Genomic DNA, 22,606 nt, shown 5'->3' on the forward strand with positions numbered 1-22,606 from the left:
AAATTCTTCAAAAAAAATACTGGATCTGATCCAGTATTTGCAAAATTTATGAAATTAGCTTAATTAACGGCAGCAAGGCTAGTTGTGTTGCCACATGCAGCATCATATGCGCGATCATCGCATATTCCAGACCTTTCTTCCAAAAAAGATATCCAAAGAAAACAGCGAGTACACCATTTAAGATGAAAGCACGGGTTATGATTATGTTATTGAGCTCTCCAAATAAAGCCTCTGTAGCTGGAAGGTGTCCTGCTGAAAAAAGAAGGGCTGCTACTATAATTCCAATCCAGTAAAAAAAGGTAGGAATGGTTTCTCTAGATTTTTTAAATAGGATGGCCAGTAGCCATACAATAAGGGTCATTAAGAAGAGTCGCATCAGAACTTCTTCAACAATACCTCCATACAATACTCCTGCAAGTGTGGCTTTCCACCATACGGCACCTTCACCATTTCCAAGCTTTGGCATGTGAGGTTGAAATAGAAAAAGGTCAGTTATCACCAAAAATAGAGATCCACTTGCACCTCCTATAAGAGCGAGTTTTAAAGCAGACTTGTTGATAACAGGTTTCTTTTTCTCAATAAGCCATGAGTGCAAAAGGGGCAGTGCCAGATCAGTACGTTCTGTTAGTTTTAGACCGATCCAGCTTAAAATAAAACTTAAAAATCCGATTTGTAGAGCAGCTACGCTAATCATAACTGGCATTGGAAAAGGAATGGTGTCTATTATTTTTGCATATTCAGCAGCTGTTAGTGCATTTTTTAGCGATTCCAGCTGAAAAGGAACTACAAAAGCTCCTGCAAGTAAACCCAATAAACCGAGAAATAAGGCAATTTTAAAATGCTTCATCTGTTGCATCCTCCATATTTGCTACTGTCTTTCTTTTTTAAGCTTGAAAAAAGACAGGATAATGAGATCCCATCTTTTACAAACCTCCGCTGCCTCCAGAATGGTGATTTTGCTGTGAAGCGTTCCAGGCAGCCGCATTATTAATCTTGTTATTTTCGCTCAGATTCTGCTCTGCTTCATAGTTCAGGTTATATCTTTTGTAGCGCTGTTTCGTTCTCCAATGAACAAAAGCGGCTATAAAAAGAACAGCTCCAATGGGAGCGAAAAGATAAAGCCAAATCATAAACAATACCTCCTGAAAAAAGTTTAAAGTACTGTTGTAATCGTATGAAGGTAAAAGCTAGATATGCTTATAAAGCAACAAATCATCTACAAACTGACCATTCAAATAAAATTCTCCAACAAGTCGTCCTTGCTCCAAATAGCCGCATTTTTTGTAAAAGCGTATGGCCTTTTCATTCGTTGATAACACCCGCAGCGACAGCTTTGATTTACCCTTATCTTTTGCTGATTTTTCAACAGCCAGCATAAGCTCTGTTCCAATGTTCTGTCCATGAAAATCAGGATGAACGGCCATCGCAACATCTGCTACATGCAGGTTAGACGGGATGGGAAATACATCTTTATAAAAGATATAACCGCACACTTTTCCGTTGCAGCGTGCAACAATTTGACTGCCTGCAGGGAACTGCCGCCCGTAATCCTGAGGTGAATCCCATCGGATATCTGGAGCAGGTGTTGTCTGTTCATTCCAAACAAGATGATCGATTTCAACTAGGCCCGCGTAATCATCTGGGGTTGATAGCGAAATTTCTAACGTGGTTTTTTCCATCGTACACTCTCCTTAAATAGAAAGTTCCCTATTGTGAGGCGAAAATCCTTTTAGGGGTCTGTCCCCGGGACAGACCCCCTACAATTTAGACACAATTTTAACACATACTGGCATATTCCTTCTTTGCAATTTAAGACACGTATTACTATAATATAAGAGGAATCGGGAGAAGCAGTCCAAGTACGGGCTGTTTTTTGTGGTTATACAGAAAATGAATTTAGGTTAAAACGTTTAAGAGAAGTCTTAGAGAAGTCAAATAACGAAGGTGAAAGATATGAAACGAGCTAGACTGATATATAATCCAAGTTCCGGAAGAGAAACGGTTAAAAAACAGCTTCCCTATATACTCGATAGACTAGAGAATGCAGGCTATGAAACATCATGTCATGCAACAACTCCAGAAGATGGATGCGCTACACGTGCGGCACGCTTAGCGGGAGAAAGAGGATTTGACCTCGTCATTGCAGCTGGTGGAGACGGCACGATCTATGAAGTGGTAAATGGACTGGCAGGTCTTGAAAAACGTCCGATGCTAGGGATTATTCCGGCGGGTACAACAAATGACTTTGCGCGTGCAGTAGGTGTACCACGTACGATTGAAGGCGCATGTGACGTTCTGTGCGGAGGCGTCCATATGCCGGTTGATATCGGTAAAGTAAATGAGAAGTTCTTTATTAATATCGCGGGTGGCGGACGAATTACAGAACTTACTTATGAAGTTCCCAGCAAGCTAAAAACAATGATTGGACAACTGGCTTATTTCTTAAAAGGCATTGAGATGCTACCATCAATCCGTCCAACTTATGTAGATATTGAATTTGATGATCACGAGAAATACGAAGGGGAGATTATGCTGTTCTTAGTAGCAAACACAAATTCTGTTGGTGGTTTTGAAAAGCTTGCACCAACATCAGAGTTTCATGATGGCCTTTTCGATGTGATCATCTTAAAGAAAACAAACTTGGCTGAGTTTGTTCGTATTGCTTCTCTTGCAATACGGGGTGAACACATTCACGATGATCACGTAATCTATAAAAAAGCGAAGAGAGTTAAAGTAACGCCTCGCGAAAAGATGCAGATCAACTTAGATGGAGAACTAGGCGGCATCTTGCCTGGTGAGTTTGAAAATCTGCACCATCACTTTGAATTATTAGTGCCAAAAGAAAGAATTAAACCAGAATAAACACAACAAGAACGAACACCTAAGGCAAAGAAAAGCTGAAGGTGTTCTTTTTTTATGGGGGAATACAGGTGAAGAACCGTACAAACATTACTAAATACAAAATGCTCGCACCACTTTATGACATGTTTATGGGAAACCAGATTTTTCGAAAAGCACGACAGCAAGCCTTTTCAGAAATTGATAGTAAAAGAAGAGACTCGATTCTTTTAGTAGGGGTCGGAACAGGAGAGGATTTTCCATATCTTCCACCCCTTGCCTCCATTACAGGCATTGACCTTTCTCCAGATATGCTAAGAATAGCCAAAACGAAAAAAGGAAACCAGGACATAAATTTGATGAAGATGAATGCAGAAACGATGGATTTTCCTAACCAAAAGTTTAATGTCATCGTCTTGAACTTAATTTTAAGTGTTGTTGAGCATCCTGAAAAAGTACTAGAGAGAAGCTTGAAGTATTTAGAGCCTGGAGGAACCCTATTAATCTTTGATAAATTCGTAGAATCCAATGTGAAGCCAAATCTAATAAGAAGGGCGTTAAACGTTATTACATCAGCGATTGGTACAGACATTAACCGTGATTTTGATGTGATAAAAAGCAACTTGCCTATTGAAATTCAAAAACAATATCAGACGGTATCTGGGTTGTATACGATTATAGTGGCGCGTGAAGCGTATACAACCAATGATATATCGGTATAGTCCTTTAACAGTAACTGATTTTATCCCTTTGGAGGATTGTCTCTTCCTTTATTATGTTAGAAAATTAAAACAATTCATAATTTAGGAAGCGGAGGGGTTTGAAGTCATGAAAAAAATTCTGTCGTTGTGTTTAACGGTAATGCTTGCCGCTGCATTTTTCTTGCCGCAGCATAATGCTAAAGCCGTTGCTGGTTTAGAGGTAGATAAAGAGCTTACTAAAGTACTAGGCGATCTTACATCTAACGCGCTTGTTGAAGCGGTTGTTACGTACGATACGCTCCCAAGCTCTGGTGATGTATTAGCATTAAAAAATCTTGGACTTGAAACAAAAACGTTCAGCAAACTGCCTATGGTTGCTGTAAAAGGAACGAAGCTGGAGCTAACTTCTCTTTTATCAACCAGCTTAAATGCTAAATCGGTCTACTATAATAAAGATTTAAACTTCTTGATGAAAGACAGCAGAAAGTTAATTGGTGCAGAACGAGTATGGGAAGAGTTGGGTTACACAGGTAAAGGCACAAAAGTTGCTGTAATTGACAGTGGTATTGATGCAACACATGCTGATCTTCCTTTTGGCGAAGAAAAAGTTATACAAAACGTGAAGTTCCTAGCAGGAGACCTGTTCTCAAATGAGCCATTGTATGTTGAAAATGTTCAAAACACAGATACTTCATCAGGTCATGGCACACATGTTGCAGGTACCATTGCAGGACTTGGGACCGCGAGTGAAGGGTTATATAAAGGGATTGCACCAGACGCAAAGCTCGTTGGACTCGGTACTGGTGAAGGAATTAATGTCTTCTGGGCACTTGAAGCGTTCAACTATGTTTTAGAAAATCATGAAAAATACGGAATCAATGTTATTTCAAACAGCTGGGGAACAACAGGGGACTATTCCGAAAAAGATCCAATCAACATTGCAAGTAAAGCTGCACATGATGCTGGAATGGTCGTAACATTTGCCGCAGGTAACGAAGGACCAGACGATAACACATTAAATCCATACTCAGCAGCACCTTGGGTTATCTCTGTTGCTGCAGGTACGAAAGATAAGCAGTTAGCAGACTTTTCATCTCGCGGGGTAGAAGGCGATAACCTGCTTCATCCGGATATTACAGCTCCAGGTGTAGACATCGTTTCAACAAAATCAAAAACAGGTCTTGTCATGAACAGTCTTGGAACAGTTAAAGACAAAGATTATATCGCACCTGAACATTTGTTGAGCTACACGACTGCAAGCGGAACGAGTATGGCAACTCCGCACATATCAGGAGTTGCGGCATTAATGATTGAGGCGAATCCAACGATCACGCCAGATCAAGTACTGCAAGTGCTGGAATCAACGGCGGATCCGATGGCAGGATACAAGCTTCATGAAGTCGGAGCAGGTTACGTAAATGCGTATGAAGCGGTAAAAGCTGCAAGTAACTAAAAAAACAAGAACAGACCTATTCTCTAGGGTCTGTTCTTTTTGCTTATTGCCATTTGGTGTCCACTAGCAGTTATGCTACAATCAGAAAAGCATAATGGACAAAAAGGGACGATGAAAATGACAAAGGCTGATTTGCCTGTTCATAAAAATGAGAGCTATGAAGTAGATATTGTAGATTTAACCCATGAGGGAGCCGGTGTAGCTCGTGTAAATGGGTTTACTTTGTTTGTGCCAAATACACTTCCTGGTGAGCGGGCGAAAATTAAGGTTGTTGGAGTGAAAAAAGGATTTGGTTTTGGACGTTTGGAAGAACTCATTGAAGAAAGCCCTGAACGCGTTGACCCGCCTTGCCCGATCTATAAATGGTGTGGAGGCTGTCAGCTGCAGCACTTATCATACGAAGGACAGTTAGAATACAAACGCAAGCAAGTAGAAGATGTGCTCACACGAATTGGAAAACTAGAAGGGGTACCCGTTCTGCCAACTCTTGGAATGGGTGACGAGCCTTGGCGCTATCGCAACAAAGCGCAAGTACCTGTTGGCGAACGCAACGGACGACTCATCACAGGATTTTATCAAAAGAGAAGCCATGAGATCGTAGAGATGGATAGCTGCATCATTACAGGCGATACGAACGATGATGCCGTTCAAGCGGTAAAAGAAATCGTAAACAAGTACAATATAACGGCGTATAACGAAGAAAAACATAAAGGCATCCTGCGTCATATTATCTCGCGATATGGAAAAACGACAGGCGATTTAATGATTGTTCTCGTAACAAATGGAAAAGATTTGCCGCAGCGTAAAAAGATTATTGAAGAGATTTGCCACGCACTTCCTGAAATAAAATCCATTGTGCAGAACGTCAACTCAAAACGCACGAATGTGATTTTTGGTGAAGAAACAAGAGTACTCTGGGGAGCTGAGTACATTTATGACTTTATCGGTGACATCAAGTTTGCCATTTCAGCTCGCTCATTTTATCAAATCAATCCGGACCAAACAAAAGTGCTGTATGATCAAGCGTTACAGTACGCTGAGCTGAATGGAGACGAAACAGTCATTGATGCGTATTGCGGAATTGGAACGATCTCACTTTTCCTCGCTCAGCAAGCAAAGAAAGTGTATGGTGTTGAAATCGTTCCGGAAGCAATAGAAGATGCGCGACGAAACGCGGAGCTGAACAACATTACAAACGCTGAATTTGCTGTTGGAAAATCAGAAGATGTAATTCCTGAGTGGAAGAAACAAGGCATCACGCCAGATGTAATCGTCGTCGATCCACCGCGAAAAGGGTGCGATGAGGAGTTATTAAAAACCATTATCGAGATGAAGCCGAAGCGTGTTGTCTATGTGAGCTGCAACCCATCAACACTAGCACGGGATCTGCGCGTATTAGAAGATGGCGGATTCAAAACACATAAAGTACAGCCGGTCGATATGTTTCCGCAGACAACACATGTTGAAACTGTCGCATTGCTTGAGCTTAATAATCATAAAAAATGACAGTGGTTGTGGTTATATGGATGCAAATAAAAAATGGCTTTCTATTCCTAAAGAAACAAGAAGCCTGCTTAAAAGTAATGTTTACTGTTCGAATTGCAAGGATGCCGTAGAGATTAAAAATTTTACGGTTGAGGACGATAATTTAGGCATTGTTTTGAAGGGGAAGTGTAAGCAGTGCGGACAAGACGTGGCAAGATTGATTGAAAATGAGTAGTGATCATAACAGTAAGTGAGCCTTCATGAGGGCTCACTTTATTTTTTTATTTTCTGCGTTTTTATATATCCTTAGTGGAGTTTTTACTGAGAGGTTGTTCAATTTACTGAGAATGTAATTGGTGATGAGAAAGGTGATTTTGAAGGTCGGATACCGAATTTTAACAGTTTGCCAGTTATTGTTTTTCAAAAGGCGATATGCTAGAATCATGGTTGGGAATGATAATTATTATCAATAAGAGATTTTAATAGTTGTGTCTCAATGAAAATCAAATAATATTAAAAAAGTTTTCTGCAAGCGAGAGTGCTTTTTTGACTACATAAGAACTCAAGATGAAGTTCGGTTCTTTGACAGAAAATGATAATAAGAGAATTGATAGATATATAGTATTGTTTCTTCCCCAAGCAGAGACAGTCATTATGGAAAGGGTGTATATGATGAGAAATATCGAAAAATATAGAAATGCCTTTATTAATGTGTTGGAACTAGAGGAAGATGATGTAGTTGAGAATGTAGTATTAGGTGAAACGGCAGAATGGGATTCAATTGCACATATGGGGCTCATTTGTGAAATTGAGGATGTATTTGATGTCTCATTAGATTCAGAATGGATGACTGAATTCAATACTTATCAGTCGGGAATTGAGCTATTGAAACGTTTGGGAGTGGACTTCAGTAATGAATAGCTTCAAAAAAATGGAGCAGTTTGGGAACCGCACCGCAGTATATGCTGACCGAGAATATTCTTACTCTGAAATGGTAGAAATATCTGATGGGATCTGCGGTAATGTGGGTGAAAGAACGCTCGTTTTTTGTTTGTGCTCAAATAATAAAGAGTCTTTATTTGGCTACGTGGGCTTTATTCGAGGTGGCGTAGTTCCTGTGCTCTTAGATGCATCCATTCATATGGATCGGTTACGCAGACTGATTAACCTTTATAAGCCAGCATACATCTGGGCGAATAGTGATAATCAAGATCTTTTAAAGACAATGGATCGTTCATTTGTATATGGAGATTACACCTTGTTTAAATGTCCGAACTATTTCCAACATAATCTTCATGAACATCTTGCCCTCCTCTTAACAACCTCTGGAAGTACGGGGAGCCCCAAGTTTGTTCGTTTAAGCTATGAAAATATTTTTGAAAACGCTAAATCAATAGCAAAGTACCTTGATATCCATGAAAATGATAAACCGATCACCACACTACCAATGAATTACTCTTACGGGCTTTCTATTATTAACAGTCATTTCATATGTGGAGCCACCATCGTTGTAACGGGCGCATCTGTCATGAGTAAGGAGTTTTGGAATTTGTGTAAGGAACAGCAAGTCACAACTTTTGGTGGAGTTCCTTTTGTGTATGAGATGCTGGACAGGCTGAAGTTTGAAGAGCTTCTTCTTCCAAGTTTAAAAAAACTAACTCAGGCAGGTGGGAAATTGAGCGAAACGCTATCCCGCAAATTTGCTAATGTGTGTAATCAGAAAGGGATTCAGTTTTTTTCAATGTACGGTCAAACTGAGGCGACAGCGCGGATGACCTATTTACCATATGAAAAAAATCTTGAGAAAGCGGGAAGTATTGGTATCGCTATTCCAGGTGGAGAGCTGATCCTTCAAGATGACAAAGGAAACAAAATTACAGCACCTCATTTGACAGGCGAATTGATATACCAAGGGCCGAATGTTTCCTTAGGGTATGCTGAGTCGTTATTCGATCTTTCGAAAAAAGATGAGAATAACGGGGTTTTGCGTACAGGAGATATGGCCTACTTTGATGAGGATGGGTATTTCTTTATATCGGGGCGCATCAAAAGAATGATTAAAGTTTATGGAAACCGTATCAGTCTTGATGATGTAGAAGCGTTTTTACTTGAGCATGGCCACGATTGTATCTGTGCTGGAACGGATGACCATATGTATATCTACACATTAAGAGATGATTATGTTCAGATAAAAAAAATAGTCAAGGAAAAATTAAACTTAAAGGGCTTTAAGATTATGAGAATTGAGGAAATTCCACGTAATCATTTCGGAAAAATCCTCTATTCAAGCCTTCCTAAACATGGCTAATTTAGTTCTTTAGTGTTGTTCAACACGTTGTACGGTTTACTGCATGCTGACAACTTGTGCATGATTTCAAGTTCGTTCGAGTTTTCAAAAAAACTATATGTTGATTTATGATCAGGTGATTGGATGTCTTTTATATCAATTGAGTTTCTTCTATTTCTCGCAATAATCGTTTACTTGAATTATTTAATCCCCCATCGATTGAGATGGGTTCTTTTATTGGCTGCGAGTTACGTTTTTTACGCTAGTTTAAGTTTTCAATTTATACTATTACTCTTTACAAGCACAGCTTTTACTTATTTTACTGGAATTCTAATTGAAAAACAGGAGACCAAAAAACAGAAGAAAAAAGCCATGATCGTTGGTATTTCCGTATTGTTGTTTTTTCTCGGTTGGTTTAAATATTTTAACTTTGTAAATGAATCGCTTCGGTCGTTGGCAACATTCATGGATAGGGGCTATGCCATACCTTACCAGGACATTGTTCTGCCATTAGCCATTTCATTTTATACATTTCAGGCTGTAAGTTATCTTGTGGATATTTACTATGGAAAGCAAAAAGCTGAAAGACATTACGGTTATTTTTCGGTATATTTTGCATTTTTTCCACAGTTGGTCGCTGGACCAATTGAACGTGCCAAAAAATTAATACCACAATTGAAAGTCGAACAGCGTTTAAACTATGAAAATTTAGTCTATGGGATGAAGCGGATCGCATGGGGTTTTTTTAAAAAGACATTAATTGCAGATCGATTAGCTCCAATCGTTTCAAGTGTTTACGATAGTCCTAACCCGACTGGTTCAGAAATCGTACTAGCTACAATTTTATTCTCGATACAATTGTTCGCTGATTTTTCAGCATGTAGTGACATTGCCATCGGTAGTGCAAGAATGCTGGGAATAAAATTGACAGAAAACTTTAAGCAGCCGCACTTTGCCGTTTCGATTTCAGATTTTTGGAGTAGGTGGCATATAACGCTCTCAACATGGCTTAGGGACTATATTTTTTTCCCGTTATGTAAGAGGAAAAAGAAGAGAAGTGAAATTTATTTCGCCATTGTGATTACTTTTTTAGTAAGCGGAATATGGCACGGAGCCGCTTGGACTTTTGTTATATGGGGTCTCATTCATGGGTTTTATCGCGTGTTTGGAGATGCAACGAAATCTTATCGTGAAAGCATTGCTTCGTTTATTCGACTGGATAGAAGCCCAGTGCTCCATACGTGGTTGAAAATCGCAACAACCTTCCTGCTAGTTTGCTTTTCCAGAGTTTTTTTTCGGTCGGATTCCGTAGCACAAGCATTTGATTATGCAAAACTTTTCTTAAGCATCAGCTCCTGGAGCCCGGTGGGAATGATTAACGCTTTTGAAATTTTTCCGTTATTAGATTTACTACTTTTCATTTTTTACTTTATTATCTTTCAAATGTTCCAGTATATCGAAAGAAACAATGGTTCAACATGGGCATTTTTATCAAAGCACACCATATACACTAGATTGGCATTTTATATTTTTCTCATTTTTTCAGTCCTTGTATTCGGTATTTCAGGTAATGGATTTGTTTATGGTGGTTTTTGATGCGGACTCAAATTCCATGTGAAGTTTAGGTATGGTAAAAGAAACACGGTGTTGAAAGGATTTGCTATGGGACGATTATTCATCAAGTTAACAATTATCATCGGTGTTGTAATCCTGCTATTTATGCCAGTAAATAAATTTGTTAAGGATTCATATGATTACAATATCGACCATGAGATACTGGCATTTAAAAAACATCCATATCCTGTTGATATCATCAATTTAGGTGCATCTCATTCCATGTATGGTTATTATTTTAAGCCTACTGGTCTGTCCCATCTGGACTTAGCGCTTCCTTCTCAGACCATTCAATACGATTATAAATTGTTGAAAGAGTATGGCGAGCATCTTAAACCGGGTGGTGTAGTACTCGTTTCCATCTCTCAAATGACTTTCGCCAACTCTGAGGCTAAAAACATCGGAAATTATTATAAAGTTTTAGACCGTAGTGATATTGAACCGTTTCATTTAATTGATTATTACAGTTACTTGTACCTACCCGGGACAAATACGGGGAGTCTAACCTCTGCGGTCGCGGGTAAATTAAAAAACTTAAGGTGGGATTCCCATCAACCCTGGGCAAATAACGGTAAAAATTATTCGGGTAGAAAGTATATGAAAATAGAGGACCAGTACCGAGAAGCCGAAGAAAACAATAGCATTGAACCAAATGTAAAGCAGTTAAGAGAAATTGTAGATCTATGCAGCGAAAAAGGCTACAAAGTAGTACTGACCATAGAGCCAGTACATCAGTCTTACTTAGATTATTTTGATGAAAACGTAATGAATAGACTTGTTTTTCAGCATATAGAAGCCCTTAATTTAGATGTTCCATTATTAAATTATATGAGTGATCAAAGATTCGTGGACAAAAAAGAATATTTTATTGATCCCGATCATTTAAACAGTGAGGGAAGAAAAAAGTTCTCTTGGATCGTATACGAGGAACTGAAGAGAATGGGCTATCTATGATAAGTTAATCGTAAATGAAAGCATTCAATAATAGTTGATTCCCTCAGACTTATAGTTTGGGGGATTTTTGCTTATTATGTTCGTTTTCGCGTATTTGTTAGTAGTTGGAGGAAGACGACTGCCCTTGCAGAATACATACAATATTGTAAAAGCAAGGAGGAGTTACATTATGAAATTACTGCTCACATCAGGAGGCGTTATTAACAAAAGCATACATAACGCGCTGGTTGATATGTTAGACAAGCCGATTGATGAGTGCAACGCTCTTTGCATACCTACTGCGATGTACGGGCATCCTTGGGTCGGACCGGGCAAGAAAGTTTGGGACTTCATCAGTGGAAAAGAACAGAATCCCATGGTTAATCTAGGCTGGAAGTCAGTAGGCGTGCTAGAGCTCACAGCGCTCCCAAGCATTGACAAGGATCGTTGGGTGCCGCTCGTACAGGAAACGGACGTTCTGTTGGTGTCTGGCGGCGACGCTCTTTACCTGAATTATTGGATGCGGCAGTGCGGGCTAGCAGACCTATTGCCATCTCTTTCTGCAGTGTATGTGGGAATGAGTGCAGGGAGTATGGTGATGGCACCGAGCATAGGGGAAATCTTCGTTGGTTGGTCTCCGCCCGACGGTGAGGATAAAACACTTGGATTTGTTGATTTTGCAATGTTTCCGCATCTTGATCACGAGATGCTGCCGGATAACACCATGGAAAACGCAGAGCGTTGGGCTGCAGGGATGAATGGACCAGCCTATGCCGTTGATGATGAAACTGCCATCAAAGTGATTGATGGAGAGGTCGAAGTGATATCCGAAGGGAATTGGAAACTGTTTACGCATTGAAATGACTCTTTTCATTTGTTCAACTATTAAATTTCTGCCAAAATGGTACTGTCATAACTGTAAGAGCCTTATTCCTTGGGGAAGAGGCTTTTTGTTTATTGATCATTTTCCATAAATTATAAATGTGCAGTGATTGATATTGAGTTATCAATCATGATATAAGTGTAAAAGAATATTTTTTTACCGTAATTTTGAAAGTGGCATCATAGTGAGAGGATTTGAGCTTAAATGATAGATAATTTTTGGCGTGATTTACCGCGTCCATTTTTTGTACTTGCACCTATGGAAGATGTGACAGATGTTGTTTTCCGTCATGTCGTAAGTGAAGCAGGCAGGCCGGATGTGTTTTTCACAGAGTTTATAAACTCAGATAGCTATTGTCATCCAGAGGGCTTGAAAAGTGTCCGCGGCCGTTTGAAGTTCACAGAGGATGAACAGCCAATGGTCGCACATATTTGGGGAGATAATCCCGAATATTTCCGCCAAATGAGTATTGGTATGAAGGAGATGGGATTTAAAGGCATTGATATCAATATGGGCTGCCCTGTGCCGAATGTCGCACAAAGAGGAAAAGGAAGCGGTCTTATTCTGCGCCCGGAAGTAGCGGCAGAACTGATTCAAGCTGCAAAAGCAGGAGGACTTCCTGTCAGTGTAAAAACACGGCTTGGCTTTAAGGAGGTAAATGAGTGGGAGGACTGGCTTACGCATATTTTAAAGCAGGATATTGCGAACCTTTCTATTCATTTACGTACAAGAGAGGAAATGAGCCTAGTAGATGCGCATTGGGAGCTTATCCCCGAAATCAAAAAATTACGTGACCGTATTGCACCAAACACCCTCTTAACAATCAACGGAGACATCCCAGATCGTCAAGTCGGGCTAGAGCTGGCTGAAAAATACGGCATTGATGGTGTAATGATTGGCCGGGGGATTTTCAAAAATCCTTTTGCTTTTGAAAAAGAGCCTAGAGAGCACAGCAGTCAAGAATACCTTGATCTTTTAAGACTCCAGCTTGATCTTCAGGATCAATATGCGGAAGAAGTGCCGCGTTCGATTACAGGTCTTCATCGTTTTTTCAAAATCTATGTTAAGGGATTCCCTGGAGCTGCCGAACTGCGAAATCAATTAATGAGCACGAAATCAACGGATGAAGTACGTGCGTTGCTAGATCAATTTGTAAAGGAAGTTTGATTTCATAGGCCAGTAAATATTGAATTACCCCCCAAACTTTTTAGTTTAGGGGGTTTTTGCTTAGCTTTACACAGTTGAACTGGTTATAAATCAATCATAATTCCAACTTGTTTGAGAATACTTAAACAAAGTACGTATAAGCATCGTGGAGTTGATTGAGCATGGAATTAATTAAAGAATTGTTACTGGTGACAGGCAGAATTTTAACCATTATCCCTTTAATGCTGCTAGTCGCATTATTTATGGGGAAGCGGTCAATCGGAGAACTGCCGGTTTTTGATTTTTTAGTCATTATTATACTTGGAGCAGTAGTTGGAGCTGATATTGCAGACCCAGACATACCACATATACATACGGCTGCAGCGATTGTACTTATTGGACTATTTCAGATCATTGTTTCGAAGTTAATTATTAGGCAGCGTAAGCTAGGGCACCTTATCACATTCGAACCTACTATAGTGATTCAAGATGGCAAGCTGATTGTTAAAAACCTCAAAAAATTAAGATATTCTCTAGATAACGTGCTGCAAATGCTGAGAGAAAAGGATGTATTTGATATAGCCGATGTCCATTTAGGGATTATTGAAGCCAATGGAAGAATATCTATCTTGAAAAAGGAAACTAAAGCAACTGTCACATTGGAGGATATGAATTTAGTTAAAAAGTCTGCAAACATCTCCTTTCCTATAATTATCGAGGGTAAGATTTATGTGGATGTTCTAAAAAAGCTGAATTTAAGTGAATCCTGGCTTAAGGATCAGCTAGCAACCATAAACATTATCGATATTAAGACAATATTCTTTGCTTCAGTAAATGACAAAAATGAATTACATGTATCTTTGAAAAATGATATGGAGGACACGGAAAGCTTACTCCCCATAAAACATTAATAGAAACCAAATATAGATCTTTCATCTAGTTCGTTTGTCATGCAAAATCTTTTAAAGCAAAAATGTCTTTAAATTTTGAAGAACAAGAGGGAGAAAACGGGTCATACAAACCTGTTTTCTCTCTTTTTTTATGAGATTTAGTAATTGTGCCATTATACCAACATGATTTTTTAATTGGTATATTCTACCTAAAACGTGTATCACTCATCATTTAATTTATTGTTTTTTAAAAATTAAAATAATTCATATTATTCATTTAAATAGACTAGGTATTCTTTATAATGAAAACTATCCAATTAATAGGAGGTAACAAATTGTGAAGAAAAGGCTTATTGCTCCTGTGATTTTATCGTCAGCGTTGTTGGTAGGTTCTATTCCCGTTAATGTTTTTGCCCAGCCTGTTAATTCAATTGAGGTTAGTAGCGTTCAGTCTTTAAAAGAATGGAATGAAAAAGCAAGTGTTCCTTTATTTGTAAAGGAGCGCAATGCAGAGAAGTTTTCTTCTAGCAGTTCTGCCAATGCAATAGCTTATTTGAAGAAAAATCAAGAGAAAACCGGTATTCAAAATCCGGATCAACATTTAAAAGTAAAAAATGTACAAAAAGATGAATTAGGGATGACTCATGTCCGTTTTACCCAGGCGGTCAATGGAGTACCTGTAGAAGGATCAGAAGTGATTGTACATTTTAATAAAAATGATGAAATTGTATCTGTGAACGGAAGAACAAACCAATCGCTTATTAATGATAACCTGGCTGCACGTACAACTGTAACCAGTGATGCGGCACTTCAAGCAGCTCTTACCTCTGTAAATGCACCTGAGGAACTGACATATGAGCCAACTGCTGAGCTTGTCATCTATCCTTTTGAACAGAAAAATCATACTGCTTATAAAGTAAATGTTAACTTCATGGGTGATGAGCCCGGAAACTGGTTTGTGTATGTAGATGCAAACTCCGGCAAAGTAATAGATAAATACAATGGCTTAATGCACGCGGATGAGGTCAAAACCCAAAAGGGCTCAGGGAAAGGTGTGCATGGTGACCATAGGGAATTACATATCACTCGAGTGAAGGAAGATAATGCTGGAACTAAGTTTGCATTAGCAGACTATTCGCATGAGAAAATTGAAGGAATCTTTACCTATGATTCCAAAAATGATGGAGATACAAGAAACGATACACTTTATACCGGGAATTCAGCTGCGTTTATTAGCGATTATGATCGTGCAGCTGTTGATGCTCATTATAATTCTGAAAAGGTATACGACTATTTTCTTAATGAGCATGGACGTAATTCTCTAGATGGCAAGGGAATGGCAATTAACTCATATGTACACTTTGGAAACAATTATAACAATGCATTCTGGAATGGACGCTGGATGACTTACGGGGATGGAGATGGCCAATTTTTCATTTCTTTATCAGCGGGTCTTGACGTTGCAGCACATGAAATGACGCATGGTGTCATCTCTCACACGGCCAATTTAGCCTATCGTAATCAATCTGGAGCATTAAATGAGTCATTCGCTGATATTTTTGGTGCGCTTGTTGATGATAGTGATTGGGAAATGGGTGAGGACATCATGGCACCGGCTGCAAAAGAGAGTGGTGTAACAAGGCTTCGAAGCTTAAGTGATCCGAACAGTGTTGTCGTAAGTAATCCACAACGAGCAGCTTACGGAAGCGGCGTCTATCCAGCCCATATGGATCAATATTACAACATGCCACTTTCGGTTGATAATGGTGGTGTTCATGTTAACTCTTCTATTACAAACCATGCTGCATATTTGATCGGTCAAGAAATTGGAAGAGAAAAACTAGGGAAGATCTTCTATCGTGCGCTATCTGTATATTTAACTTCGAATTCCAATTTTAGTGAAGCGAGACAAGCCATCGTACAATCTGCAACTGATTTGTACGGAGCAGGCAGTGTGGAAGAAGCTGCGGTTAACGCTGGATTCGATGCGGTTGGAATTCACTAAAAATGAACATCAATGCACCTCAGGGAATATTTTTTCTTGAGGTGTTTTTCGTTTTGCTTGTAAAGCCACTAATCTTAGAAGTTTGACTCTATTAAATTAACAGAACATTCATATTAATTAAACTTTATGAAAATGAATTGTAATAAGAAGTAAAAGTCATTATAATACGAGTATGCATTAGGAGTACAAGTGTCTTTTTCAGAAAGACTTCAATGAACAACGGGTTTATCATTCTAACTAGGATCGGTGATGACATCTATGAAACGTGTACTGAAGCAGTGGAATCAGCTAAGTCTTGTAAAACAAATCGTAATCGGGTTAATTGTTGGTATTATACTCGCTCTAACAATTCCTCAAGCAGCAAAACCTGTTGTTATTTTTGGAACTTTATTTGTAGGTGCACTAAAGGCTATCGCACCTGTGCTTGTATTGTTCTTGGTTATGTCTGCAATCGCACAGCATAAACCAGGTCAACAAACGAATATGAAATCAATTATTATTTTATACTTATTAGGAACGTTTTTAGCTGGATTAACAGCTGTTCTTGCAAGTTTTATTTTTCCTGTAGAATTAACGCTCGGTAAAGGAGCAGAGGGGGTAACGCCACCAGGCGGTGTTGTCGAGGTTCTTAAAACATTGCTCATGAACATCGTTGATAATCCTGTTAACGCTATTGTTAACGCCAACTATATTGGCATCTTGGCGTGGGCAGTACTTTTAGGTCTCGCACTAAAAAATGCACAAGATACAACGAAAACGATGATTGCCAATGTTTCAGATGCAGTTTCTAAAATCGTTACATGGGTTATCAAATTTGCTCCTTTTGGAATCATGGGGTTAGTATTTGAATCCATTACGGCAAATGGTATCAGTTCTTTATTAAGTTATGGAAAATTGCTTGCTGTATTGATTGGTTGTATGGTTTTTATTGCGTTGGTTGTGAATCCATTGATCGTGTTCTTAGCTGCAAGACAAAATCCATATCCGCTAGTTTTTAAGTGTCTGAAGGAAAGTGGTATTACAGCCTTCTTCACACGCAGTTCAGCTTCAAATATTCCAGTTAATATGAAGTTGTGCGAAAACCTTGGATTGAACAAGGATAGTTATTCAGTAGCCATTCCATTAGGTGCTACGATCAATATGGCTGGTGCAGCGGTTACTATTTCCGTATTAACGCTTGCAGCTGTTCATACATTAGGCATACAAGTGGACCTTCCTACTGCACTTCTTCTTAGTTTGTTATCTGCTATATGTGCATGTGGGGCATCAGGAGTTGCCGGTGGATCACTGCTATTGATTCCATTGGCATGCAGCTTATTCGGAATCCCAGGTGATGTTGCGATGCAAGTTGTTGGAGTAGGCTTTATTATCGGTGTGCTGCAAGATTCTTTTGAAACAGCACTAAACTCTTCAACAGATGTACTGTTTACAGCAGCAGCTCAACATAAAGAGTGGCGTAAAGAGGGAAAAACAGTAAAGTTGAATAAAGCAGCATAAATTTTAAAAATAAAATAGCACCCCAATGCTAGTAGCGTTGGTGGTGCTTTTTGCATTCTCTATAAAGGATTTGTGAACATGTCCATAGAATGCTTATATGAATAAAAGTCTCTTAAAAATAGGAGGTCACAGGATGGGTAGATTAGTTCATTTTGAAATTCATGTGGATGATATGGAACGGGCAATGACGTTTTATGGAGAAGTATTTGGCTGGTCTTTTCAAGATTGGAGTGAATACGCGGGAATGCCTTATTACGGTGCCGTAACAGGAGACGAAAAGGAAATGGGCATAAATGGTGCTTTAATGAAAAGGCAAAGCCCGCCGCCTGAACCCAATCAAGCATTAAACGGATATGCTTGTACGATGGGTGTTGCAAGTTATGATGAAACAGAAGCAAAAATTCTGGAACAAGGCGGCAAGATAGCGATGCCAAAGTACGCACTCCCAGGAATGGCATGGCAAGGCTATTACATAGACACAGAAGGCAATGTTTTCGGAATTCATCAGCCTGATGAAAATGCGAAATAATGGAATAAGAGATAAAGGCAGCACCAATAAAGTGTGTGCTGTCTTTTCTTGTTTATAAGCGAAAATAGGCTAACGTGAAATTATTGAGATTAATGTGAAATTATCATAATTAATGTGAAATTATTGCAATTAACGTGAAATTATTTGATTTAATGTGAATATAAATTTGTCCATTTTCCTCAAACACACATTTATATAAAAATGTTCTTTTCAGGAGTACTTTTCCCTCTCACATAAAATTTTTTCTGCTATAAAATCTTCTATTTACTAAAAATCGTACCCAAACTACCCACCATAGTTTAAAAAAGTACAGATGATGTTAAAAGAGTGCTATTGATAGCGCTTTCAAACCCTCTTTTTCCGTAGCTATAATTAACTTGAAAGTATTTAAAAGAGGGGGAACGAAACATGAAGAAAAGTAAATTAGTATCTCTAATGCTAGCGGTAATTATGCTAATGCTTGTTGCGGCTGGCTGCAGTGACAGCAATAGCAAAGTAAGCGTTGGTATCGTATTGCCGACTAAAGATGAGCCGAGATGGGTTCAGGATGAGCAGCGCTTTAAAGATGCGCTGAAAGGTACAGAATATACGACTGAAATTTTGTTCAGCCAAGGATCTTCAGCTAAGGAAAAAGAAAACGTTGAAACGTTGATCAACAAAGGCATCGATGTTCTTATTATCTGTCCTCAAGATGGCGATGCTGCAGCAGCTGCAGTAGAAGCTGCGAAGAAGGATGATATTACGGTTATCTCTTATGACCGCCTTATTACAAACACAGATGCCGTTGATTATTATGTAACTTTCGACAGCCTTGCAGTAGGTGCAGCACAAGGACAGTACTTGATTGATAATGCAAAGAGCTCTAACACACCACTTTATCTATACGCTGGTGCTGCTTCTGATAACAATGCATTCTTGTTCTTCGAAGGCGCTTGGAAAGTGCTTCAGCCTAAGATTGCTGATGGCACATTCAAGATCGCAAACTCTAGTGAAGCTGAAGCTTTAAAAGACAAAGCTGATCTTTCTCGCGATGAGCTAAGTAAGATTATTGGCCAGGTTACAACAAACTGGGATGCAAACGAAGCAAAAAACAAAGCCCAAACTCACTTGACTGCTGCCAAGGCAGACATGAAGGGTGATGTTGCCATCCTTGCTCCAAACGATGGGACAGCACGTTCAATCGCTGATGTTTTTGGGTCTGACAGTGCGGTTTCTAGCTACCTTGTAACTGGTCAAGATGCTGAAAAAGCTTCTATTCAATACGTGATCGATGGTAAGCAATCTATGACTGTGTTCAAGGATGTTCGTACACTCGTAAAGGATGCAATGGGAATGGCTGTTGATATTCTTGATGATAAGAAGCCTGAAACAACTGGTTCTTATGACAATGGAAATGTTGAAGTTAAAGCAAAGCAAACGAACGTTATCGTCGTTAACAAAGAAAACGTGAAAAAGGAACTTATCGATTCTGATTACTACAAAGCTGACGACTTTACAGGGCTTGAATAAGAAAATAGAAGGACGAAGAATAGTGATAGATACTACGTCTATCACTATTTTTCACAATTAAGTCAACTGTTTGGCTAATGGAGGGATCATGATGAGCGGATATATTTTGGAGATGAACGAGATCTCCAAATCGTTTACAGGAGTGAAAGCGCTCAGCAATGTAAATTTTAAAGTGAGAAAAGGCGAGATACACTGCTTGATCGGAGAAAATGGGGCAGGTAAATCAACGCTGATGAAAGTGCTTAGTGGCGTATATCCTTATGGAACGTACGAAGGAGACATCGTGTTTGAAGGAAGTGTTCAGCAGTTCAATAAGATCAGTGATAGTGTTCAGACTGGCATCGTCATCATCTATCAGGAGCTTGCTTTATTTCCGGATCTCACGGTTTATGAAAATATTTTTGTAGGCAACGAGGTCACGCGAGGAAACCTAGTCGACTGGAACCAGACGATCAGAGAGGCTAAGAAAATGCTAAAGCGTGTGGGGCTCGACGTTAATCCTGAAACACTTGTGAAGGACTTAAGTGTAGGAAAGCAGCAGTTGGTCGAGATCGCCAAAGCATTAAGTAAGGACGTTAAGCTGCTTATTTTGGATGAACCGACTGCCGCGCTAAATGAGGATGACAGCGAGAATCTTTTAAAACTTCTAGGTGAACTGAAAAAACAAGGCATTACGAGTATTATGATTTCTCACAAGCTAAAAGAAGTCATATCCATCGCCGATCAAGCGACTGTACTTCGTGATGGAAAAACAATCTGTACGCTAGATGCTTCTAATGGAGAAATCTCAGAGAACACGATCATCAAAAATATGGTTGGACGCGATATGGAAGACATTTACCCGAAGAGACCAGATAAAAAGATCGGTGAAACCATACTTGAGCTCAACCATTGGTCTGCTTATAGTACCGAGCTTGGCAGGCATGTTTTAAAAGATATCGACTTTCATGTGAAAAAAGGAGAAATCGTCGGGATCGCTGGGCTTATGGGCTCTGGACGAACAGAGCTTGCACTGAGTGTGTTTGGCAATCCGAAAAATTACAAACTAGAAGGCCAGCTAAAAGTATCTGGTGAGGAAAAAGTGTTCAAACATACGAGTGACGCAATTAAGTCTGGTATTGCTTATGTTACAGAAGATCGAAAAGGTGACGGGCTGTTTCTCATTCAGGATATTAAGAACAACATTACGGCTGCCAATCTTAACGAAGTCGCTGATAAGGGAATCATTAACGAAAATGAAGAGGTAAGAAGAGCGACTGAATACAAGCGCTCGATGTATATTAAAGCTTCTTCTCTAGAGCAAACGGTCGGTAATTTGAGTGGAGGCAACCAGCAGAAAGTATCACTCGGCAAGTGGCTGTTTGTTGGACCAAAGCTGCTGATCTTAGATGAGCCAACACGAGGTATCGATGTAGGTGCCAAATTTGAGATATATACCATAATGAATAAATTGATCAGCGAGGGCATGAGTATTATCATGATTTCTTCTGAACTTGGTGAAGTGCTGGGAATGAGTGATCGTGTCTATGTAATGGCGGAAGGAAGAATGAAAGGTGAGCTGCCGATTGAAGAAGCCAATCAAGAAAATATCATGCAGCTTGCAACGCAATAGGGGGTTATCAAATGGAATTTATAAATGAAGCAAGATCGTTAGTGAAAGAGAATATCCGTGATTATGGGATGTATATTGCCTTGTTTGTCATTATGCTTACTTTTTCCATCATGACGGATGGCCTGTTTATGTCTTCACGTAATATTAGTAATCTATTAGATTCCACGGGTTACATTGCTGTACTAGCAGTGGGAATGACACTTGTCATCGTTATCCGTCATATTGACCTATCTGTTGGGTTTGCTGCAGGATTTCTAGGTGCAATCTCCGCTATTCTTTTAACAAAGATGGGGCTGCCTGTTTATGTGACCATTCCTGTAATTCTTGTGTTTGGAATCTTTATCGGTCTATTTAATGGTTTGCTGATTGCAAAATACGCCATTCCTTCGTTTGTAGCTACACTTGCAGGTATGCTTATTTTCCGCGGTGCGCTATTGCAAGTAACAGAGAAAACGGGGACGATCATTATTAAAGACGATGCGTTTAACGCAATCGGAAACGGATTTATTCCTTCTCTTATGATTGTAAATGGCTTGCATCTCTTATCTCTTATTCTAGGTTTACTATCAATCTTATTTTATATTTACAGCGAGATCTCTACGCGCCGCAACAAGATTAAATATCAATTTGATGTTGTTTCCAAAGGGATTTTCTCTTTTAAACTAGTCTTTGTTTCAGCAATCATTGCTTATGTTACTTGGATTTTAGCGGGTTATAATGGGTTCTCCTGGACGGTTGTCATCATGCTACTTGTCGTTGTGGCGTATCATTTTTTGACAACGAAGACGGTGTTAGGACGTCACATTTACGCGGTCGGAAGCAACCCGGAAGCGGCGCACTTAAGCGGGATTAACGTTAAAAAAATTACTTATCTGGTATTTGGTTCTATGGGAATGCTTGCTGCTCTCTCAGGAATTCTTTTTACATCACGACTTCAATCAGCTACGACAACAGCAGGAACTCTTTTTGAGCTTGATGCCATCGCAGCTGCTTATGTCGGTGGTGTATCTTCCGCAGGTGGCGTAGGGAAAGTAACAGGTGCGATTATCGGTGCAATTGTTATGGCCTCCTTATCCAGCGGGATGAATCTGCTTGGAGTCGGCGTTTCCATGCAGTATATGATAAGAGGCGGAGTGTTAGTTGCCGCTGTACTCTTTGATGTGATGACACGGAAAAAGAGAGGATAGCTAAAATCGTAACAGGGTTTGTTAGAAAGTGGAGACA

Annotated in this window: 21 protein-coding genes; 18 read left to right on the forward strand and 3 right to left on the reverse strand. The window is 39.4% G+C overall.

Annotation, left to right across the window (positions count from 1 at the left end; genetic code table 11):
* Window positions 1–46 precede the first annotated feature (46 nt).
* The 3 genes from AWM68_RS13895 to AWM68_RS13905 form a co-directional block, all read right to left on the reverse strand.
* Window positions 47–847, reverse strand: a complete 801-nt coding sequence (locus AWM68_RS13895) for a CPBP family intramembrane glutamic endopeptidase (protein WP_066242900.1) — start codon at window positions 845–847, stop codon at window positions 47–49.
* 76 nt (window positions 848–923) lie between these two features.
* Window positions 924–1,130, reverse strand: coding sequence for a hypothetical protein (locus AWM68_RS13900; protein WP_066242904.1), 207 nt, complete (start codon window positions 1,128–1,130; stop codon window positions 924–926).
* A gap of 57 nt (window positions 1,131–1,187) precedes the next feature.
* On the reverse strand, window positions 1,188–1,679 hold the full coding sequence (locus AWM68_RS13905; RefSeq protein ID WP_066242906.1) for a GNAT family N-acetyltransferase: 492 nt from the start codon (window positions 1,677–1,679) through the stop codon (window positions 1,188–1,190).
* 274 nt (window positions 1,680–1,953) lie between these two features.
* Between AWM68_RS13905 and AWM68_RS13910 the strand changes: the two genes are divergently transcribed.
* The 18 genes from AWM68_RS13910 to AWM68_RS13995 all read left to right on the forward strand — a co-directional run bounded on the left by AWM68_RS13910 (window position 1,954) and on the right by AWM68_RS13995 (window position 22,569).
* Window positions 1,954–2,862 carry a diacylglycerol kinase gene (locus AWM68_RS13910; protein WP_066242909.1) on the forward strand — a complete coding sequence of 303 codons (909 nt, stop codon included), beginning with the start codon at window positions 1,954–1,956 and terminating at the stop codon, window positions 2,860–2,862.
* 68 nt (window positions 2,863–2,930) lie between these two features.
* A complete protein-coding gene (locus AWM68_RS13915) occupies window positions 2,931–3,560 on the forward strand; it encodes a class I SAM-dependent methyltransferase (protein WP_066242911.1) in 630 nt (209 codons plus the stop codon).
* Window positions 3,561–3,666: 106 nt separating this feature from the next.
* Window positions 3,667–4,992: a S8 family serine peptidase gene (locus AWM68_RS13920; protein ID WP_066242914.1), complete on the forward strand. Its 1,326-nt coding sequence runs from the start codon at window positions 3,667–3,669 to the stop codon at window positions 4,990–4,992.
* A 117-nt stretch (window positions 4,993–5,109) separates the two neighbouring features.
* Window positions 5,110–6,498, forward strand: a complete 1,389-nt coding sequence (gene rlmD, locus AWM68_RS13925; RefSeq protein WP_419865589.1) for a 23S rRNA (uracil(1939)-C(5))-methyltransferase RlmD — start codon at window positions 5,110–5,112, stop codon at window positions 6,496–6,498.
* A 16-nt stretch (window positions 6,499–6,514) separates the two neighbouring features.
* Complete coding sequence (locus tag AWM68_RS13930; RefSeq protein ID WP_066242916.1) at window positions 6,515–6,712, forward strand: hypothetical protein; 198 nt, start codon at window positions 6,515–6,517, stop codon at window positions 6,710–6,712.
* Window positions 6,713–7,146: 434 nt separating this feature from the next.
* A complete protein-coding gene (locus AWM68_RS13935) occupies window positions 7,147–7,398 on the forward strand; it encodes an acyl carrier protein (protein WP_231868432.1) in 252 nt (83 codons plus the stop codon).
* Window positions 7,391–8,785, forward strand: coding sequence for an AMP-binding protein (locus AWM68_RS13940; protein ID WP_066242918.1), 1,395 nt, complete (start codon window positions 7,391–7,393; stop codon window positions 8,783–8,785). The genes AWM68_RS13935 and AWM68_RS13940 overlap by 8 nt, the downstream gene beginning before the upstream one ends.
* Before the next feature lie 351 nt (window positions 8,786–9,136).
* On the forward strand, window positions 9,137–10,360 hold the full coding sequence (locus AWM68_RS13945; RefSeq protein WP_066243361.1) for an MBOAT family O-acyltransferase: 1,224 nt from the start codon (window positions 9,137–9,139) through the stop codon (window positions 10,358–10,360).
* 66 nt (window positions 10,361–10,426) lie between these two features.
* Entirely contained in the window at window positions 10,427–11,332 is a 906-nt protein-coding gene (locus AWM68_RS13950; RefSeq protein ID WP_066243363.1) for a hypothetical protein, read from the forward strand.
* Between the two features lie 169 nt (window positions 11,333–11,501).
* Window positions 11,502–12,170, forward strand: coding sequence for a Type 1 glutamine amidotransferase-like domain-containing protein (locus AWM68_RS13955; protein WP_066242921.1), 669 nt, complete (start codon window positions 11,502–11,504; stop codon window positions 12,168–12,170).
* A 228-nt stretch (window positions 12,171–12,398) separates the two neighbouring features.
* The gene (locus AWM68_RS13960; RefSeq protein ID WP_066242924.1) at window positions 12,399–13,361 is read left to right on the forward strand and encodes a tRNA dihydrouridine synthase; all 963 of its coding nucleotides are present in this window, start codon (window positions 12,399–12,401) and stop codon (window positions 13,359–13,361) included.
* Between the two features lie 161 nt (window positions 13,362–13,522).
* Window positions 13,523–14,251 carry a DUF421 domain-containing protein gene (locus AWM68_RS13965; RefSeq protein WP_066242929.1) on the forward strand — a complete coding sequence of 243 codons (729 nt, stop codon included), beginning with the start codon at window positions 13,523–13,525 and terminating at the stop codon, window positions 14,249–14,251.
* 316 nt (window positions 14,252–14,567) lie between these two features.
* On the forward strand, window positions 14,568–16,235 hold the full coding sequence (locus AWM68_RS13970) for a M4 family metallopeptidase (RefSeq protein WP_066242934.1): 1,668 nt from the start codon (window positions 14,568–14,570) through the stop codon (window positions 16,233–16,235).
* Window positions 16,236–16,493: 258 nt separating this feature from the next.
* Window positions 16,494–17,732, forward strand: coding sequence for a serine/threonine transporter SstT (gene sstT / locus AWM68_RS13975; RefSeq protein ID WP_066242938.1), 1,239 nt, complete (start codon window positions 16,494–16,496; stop codon window positions 17,730–17,732).
* A gap of 133 nt (window positions 17,733–17,865) precedes the next feature.
* The gene (locus AWM68_RS13980; protein ID WP_066242941.1) at window positions 17,866–18,261 is read left to right on the forward strand and encodes a VOC family protein; all 396 of its coding nucleotides are present in this window, start codon (window positions 17,866–17,868) and stop codon (window positions 18,259–18,261) included.
* Between the two features lie 408 nt (window positions 18,262–18,669).
* Window positions 18,670–19,770 (forward strand): sugar ABC transporter substrate-binding protein, encoded by a 1,101-nt coding sequence (locus AWM68_RS13985; protein ID WP_066242943.1) that lies wholly within the window; start codon window positions 18,670–18,672, stop codon window positions 19,768–19,770.
* Between the two features lie 91 nt (window positions 19,771–19,861).
* Complete coding sequence (locus AWM68_RS13990; protein ID WP_066242948.1) at window positions 19,862–21,382, forward strand: sugar ABC transporter ATP-binding protein; 1,521 nt, start codon at window positions 19,862–19,864, stop codon at window positions 21,380–21,382.
* Between the two features lie 11 nt (window positions 21,383–21,393).
* Entirely contained in the window at window positions 21,394–22,569 is a 1,176-nt protein-coding gene (locus AWM68_RS13995; protein ID WP_066242951.1) for a sugar ABC transporter permease, read from the forward strand.
* Window positions 22,570–22,606 lie beyond the last annotated feature (37 nt).

Origin of the sequence: Fictibacillus phosphorivorans, from assembly GCF_001619875.1 — a bacterium.
GTDB classification, from domain to species: domain Bacteria; phylum Bacillota; class Bacilli; order Bacillales; family Fictibacillaceae; genus Fictibacillus; species Fictibacillus phosphorivorans_B.